Raw genomic sequence first — 4,913 nt, 5'->3', positions numbered from 1 at the left:
ACGAGGCGCGGCACGTTCTTGCAGATGATCGGCTCGCGGAAGATCACGCCGCCGAGGATGTTGCGGATCGTGCCGTTGGGCGAACGCCACATCTGCTTGAGGCCAAATTCCTCGACGCGCCCCTCGTCCGGGGTGATCGTGGCGCATTTCACGCCCACACCGTATTGCTTGATCGCGTTGGCGGCATCGACCGTGATCTGGTCGTCGGTGGCGTCGCGGCTCTCGACGGAGAGATCGTAATATTTCAGATCGATGTCGAGATAGGGGTGGATCAGCTTCTGCTTGATGAAGTCCCAGATGATCCGGGTCATTTCGTCGCCGTCGAGCTCGACGACGGGGTTCGCGACTTTGATTTTCGCCATCTCTTCCCTCGTGAATGCGCAGTCGAAAACGGGGCGGAGGGCCACATGCACCCTCCGAACGTGTCTGCCTCATAACGCGTGCAGGCGTAATGGGGAAGAGCGTGCGACACGCAAAGCGGTTTTCATCCGCGCGAGCCTGGTCTGCCCCGGCTCAGGCGTCCGCAGTCGGCTCGCCCACCACGACGATATGCACCCGGCGCGGGCCGTGCGCGCCCAGAAGCAGGGTCTGCTCGATATCGCCGGAGCGCGACGGGCCGGTGATGTAGTTCACCGTGCGCGGCATCACACCCTTGCCGTAGGTGGCGCGCAGGCGCTCCCACATGGTCTCGTAATCGCCTTCGATCTGGGCGGCATCGACCACGACGATGTGGTTGTCGGGCAAGAGATTGAGGGTCGAGGGATTGTCGGCGCCCGAGACCATCACCAGCGTTCCGGTCTCGGCGATGCCGCCATAGGCGTGGCTGACGGCATTGGCATCCGAGCCGTCGCTGGCGCCGTGTTTCAGCGAGAGACTGGTTTCGCCCCAGGGCATTCCGGCCAAGCGCGGATCGGCGCCCATGCGCAATTCAGCGGGAAGATTGTGATCACGCAGATAGCCGGCGATCGCCTCGGGCACCTGCGATCGGTCGGCGACGCGCGCCACGCTCGCCTGCACGCTCTCGGCCTGCTCCGTGAACAGCGCGATGCGCGCTTCGCCCGAGACCTGGCCGCGTTGGGGAATCAGGCCTTTCGGGGCGTGGGCGAGGCGGTCCTCGACCACACCCAGGCGCGTGCGCTCGTCTCCGCGCACGCCGAGCGAGCGGCGGATGGTGGTGAAGATCTCGTCACGGGCTGCCATCACGCTGCCTCCTTGCGCCGATTAGCATTCTGCTCGCGGCGCCAGCGTTCCTGGAAAGTCGCCCCCTGCGGTGCGGGGAAATCACGATATTGCGTCCAGCCGCCGGCAAAGGGCAGGCGCGAGAAGCGGCCCTTGCGCTGGCCCTTGATGCGTCCGAGCCAGCCGAGCGTGCCCATGGCGAGGCGCGTGGAGAAGCGGTAGAGGCGCGGGCGCTTGGCGAAGTAGCCCCAGAAGCTCAGGCCGGCGCGCACCGTCGCCGGTGAGAGATGGCGCTCGAATTCGCGCTCACGCCAGTGCCGCATCATCTTCGGCAACGGAATCCGCACCGGGCAGACGCTCTCGCAGCGCCCGCAGAAGGTGGAGGCATTGGGCAGGTGCCCGCCCTTGTCGACGCCGATCAGCGAGGGGGTCAGCACCGCGCCCATCGGGCCTGGATAGACCCAGCCATAGGCGTGGCCGCCCACGGCGTGATAGACCGGACAATGGTTCATGCAGGCCCCGCAGCGGATGCAGCGCAGCATCTCCTCGAAGCTGGTACCGAGCATCGAGGAGCGACCATTATCGAGGATCACGACGTGGTAATTCTCCGGCCCGTCGACGTCGGCGGAGCGGCGCGGACCGGTGGAGAAGGTAGTGTAGACGCTCAGATCCTGACCCGTGGCGGAGCGCGCGAGGACACGCAGCAGCTGGGCGACGTCATCAAGGGTCGGGATGATCTTCTCGATCGAGGCCAGCACGATATGAGTCCTGGGCAATGTCTGCGTCAGATCGCCATTGCCTTCGTTGGTGACGATGATCGAACTGCCGGTCTCCGCGACCAGAAAGTTCGCACCCGTAATGCCGACATCCGCCGCCAGAAAGCGCTCGCGCAGGACGGCGCGCGCCTCGGTCAGGAGCTGCACCGGCTGCGACAGGTCCCGATCCTTGTCGAGATGCTTGTGCACGCGCCGGAAATCGCTCTCCACCTGGCTGGCATTGAGATGCACTGCCGGCGCGATGATGTGGGAGGGCATCTCGTTGCGCAGCTGGATGATGTATTCACCGAGATCCGTCTCCACGGGCTCCATCCCCGCCGCCTCGAGATAGGCGTTGATGCCGATCTCCTCGGAGATCATCGACTTGCCCTTGGTGACGGTCTTCGCGTCCTGCTCCTTGCAGATATCGAGAATGATCTGGCGCGCTTCCGCCGCATCGCGGGCGTAATGCACATGCCCGCCGGCCTGCGTCACTTTCTCTTCGTAGCGCTCGAGATAGAGATCGAGATGGGCCAGCGTATGGTCCTTGATGTCGCGCGCCGAATCGCGCATCGCCTCGAATTCGGGCAGCCGGTCGGCCGCTGCGCGGCGCTTCTCGATGAAACCCTTCTTGACATTGCCCATGGCGCGCTGGAGCTGGTCATCGGCCAGTGCATGCCCGGCATTCGCCTTGAATTGCGGCGATGTGGGATGAACGCTCATCGCGGATTACCTCCTGCCCTGTACCCTGATCCACCCGGCCCCGATTTCACGGCTGGCCCGGAAAACTCATGAATTCACGGTAGGGCGCAGGCGCAAGGCGCGCAATGGCGCATGCGCCCATATCCACGCGCGCGTTGCCGCAGCGTCGCGCCAGGAGAGCGTCGCGCCAAGAGAGCGTCGCGCCAGGAGAGCGTCGCGCCACGAGGAGCCTGCTGCAGAGGCGCGGATCCTGATACGTCCCGCATCACGCCGGTTTTGCCGCGCGCGATCACCGCTCCGGGAAAGCTGCCGGACGCTGTCTATGTGACAATGGCAAGGATGATCACGCGCGGTTTCACGAGAGCATGGAGCGGCGGTGTTCAACCATGGCCTTGAGCATGCGCAGAGCCAGGCGCCGTTGGCCATCATCCAGCATGACGGCGACTTCGACCAGTTCCTGAACGTGATTCTCGCGTAGCAGGTAGAGTGCGCGCAGCTCGCACGGCGTCAGGGCGATTTCGGTGCCCCCGTCATGCGTGTCTTCAGCGTAGTGCTCTTCGGCGTAGTGCGTTGTGATATTCTGCTTTGGCATTTCTGGATTTCCCGCTCGGCAGGCATGCTGATCACCCGCCATGTCGTCCGGTCCGCGCAATGCAAGCTGACTTGCAGTGTCTCGTTGCCTGAGATGCGGCATATTCGCTATCATTACCGCGCGGTGTTCTGTGCTGCGCTGATCCCTCTCATGTGTGATCGGAATGCCTCTGTTTGCACTTCCGAACGTTGTACGGCCCCGAATCATCCATGCTATTGTCGATCATTTTGTTCTGAGACGAACGTCTCAAGATTGCATGGGAAAATCAAGTGGTCTATCGGTGCACCAAAGCAAAAATTCGCGATTCAGGCGCCTTTGTGCGCATGGTTGTTACAAAACCACCACAGAAGACAGAACATATATCTACAATAGCTATTTAAAATTGTGCTTAGTCTAATACATAAACCATTAATTAATTTTCCAGCTCATGCCGTGCACGCCTCTCGTGGCATCTGATTCGTGTCGCCAACCCCACATTCAGCCGATCGCAGCCGCCAGCCCCCGCCCGGCCTTGCTGCGATAGGACAGGCTCTCGGCGATATGCAGCCGCCCGACTGATGCCGCGCCGTCGAGATCGGCCAGGGTGCGGGCCACACGCATGATCCTGTGGAAGCCGCGCGCCGTGAGCCGCATCGCCTCCGATGCATCACGCAACAGCGTCAGCCCCTCGGCATCCGGGCGCGCCACGTCCTCGAGCAGACCGCCGGGACAGGATGCGTTGGTGGTAATCTCGGCGAGACCGAGCCCGGCATAACGCGCGCGCTGCGCCGCCCGCGCTGCGGCGACCCGGGCCGCCACCTCCTGCGAGCCTTCCTGCGCCGGCGGCAGAAGCAGATCCGCAGCCGTGACGGCGGGGACGTCAATCAGCAGGTCCACCCGGTCGAGCAGCGGACCGGAAATGCGCGACTGGTATTGCGCCATGCAGCGCTCGTTGGGGCCGCGCCGGCAGGCATGGCCCGGCTCCGTCGCCTGGCCGCAACGACACGGATTCATCGCCGCGATCAGCTGGAAGCGGGCGGGATAGGTCACACGGTGATTGGCCCGCGCGATCATTACCTCGCCGGTCTCGATCGGCTGGCGCAGACTGTCGAGCACCTGCGGCTGGAATTCCGGCAATTCGTCGAGAAAGAGCACGCCGTGATGGGCGAGCGAGACCTCTCCTGGACGGGCGTTCGCGCCACCGCCCACGAGCGAGGGCATCGAGGCGGAATGATGCGGCGCGCGGAACGGGCGCCGATCGCTGAGCTTCCCCTCGGCGATCAGCCCCGCCACAGACTGAATCATGGAGACTTCGAGCAGTTCACGCGGCAGCAGCGGCGGCAGGATTGAGGGCAGACGCTGCGCGAGCATCGATTTGCCGGCACCGGGCGGCCCGTTCATCAGGAGGTTATGACCGCCTGCGGCCGCGATCTCCAGTGCCCGTTTGGCGCTTTCCTGACCGCGAATATCGCGCAAATCGGGCAGGGCGCCGGCCATGGCGGCGACCGCCGGCTCGGGGCGGCCCAGCACCTGGGTTCCCTTGAAATGGTTGGCCAGCTGGATGAGGTTGCGCGGGGCGATGACGTCGATATCCGGAGAGGCCCAGGCGGCTTCCGGGCCGCAGGGCGCCGGACAGATCAGACCCTGTCCGCGATCATGCGCCGCCATCGCCGCCGGCAGCACCCCGGCCACTGCCGTGAGAGAGC

5 protein-coding genes are annotated in these 4,913 nt (G+C 64.3%); all 5 read right to left on the bottom strand.

All coding sequences use genetic code 11. From position 1 onward, the window contains the following. A partial coding sequence (locus VKP01_RS13960; protein WP_324413300.1) for an isocitrate/isopropylmalate family dehydrogenase occupies positions 1 to 362 on the bottom strand: 362 nt, incomplete at its 3' end. A gap of 151 nt (positions 363 to 513) precedes the next feature. Further along, positions 514 to 1,200 carry a lactate utilization protein gene (locus tag VKP01_RS13955; RefSeq protein ID WP_324413298.1) on the bottom strand — a complete coding sequence of 229 codons (687 nt, stop codon included), beginning with the start codon at positions 1,198 to 1,200 and terminating at the stop codon, positions 514 to 516. Further along, positions 1,200 to 2,657 carry a LutB/LldF family L-lactate oxidation iron-sulfur protein gene (locus VKP01_RS13950; RefSeq protein ID WP_324413296.1) on the bottom strand — a complete coding sequence of 486 codons (1,458 nt, stop codon included), beginning with the start codon at positions 2,655 to 2,657 and terminating at the stop codon, positions 1,200 to 1,202. The genes VKP01_RS13955 and VKP01_RS13950 overlap by 1 nt, the downstream gene beginning before the upstream one ends. Positions 2,658 to 2,991: 334 nt before the next feature. Further along, complete coding sequence (locus VKP01_RS13945) at positions 2,992 to 3,228, bottom strand: hypothetical protein (RefSeq protein WP_324413294.1); 237 nt, start codon at positions 3,226 to 3,228, stop codon at positions 2,992 to 2,994. Positions 3,229 to 3,705: 477 nt separating this feature from the next. Next, positions 3,706 to 4,913, bottom strand: a 1,208-nt coding sequence (locus VKP01_RS13940) for a YifB family Mg chelatase-like AAA ATPase (protein WP_324413292.1), incomplete at its 5' end; no start/stop codon positions are given.

The organism is Saliniramus sp. (genome assembly GCF_035311605.1).
Classification (GTDB): domain Bacteria; phylum Pseudomonadota; class Alphaproteobacteria; order Rhizobiales; family Beijerinckiaceae; genus Saliniramus.
This window is presented reverse-complemented; position numbering and strand designations above follow the sequence as displayed.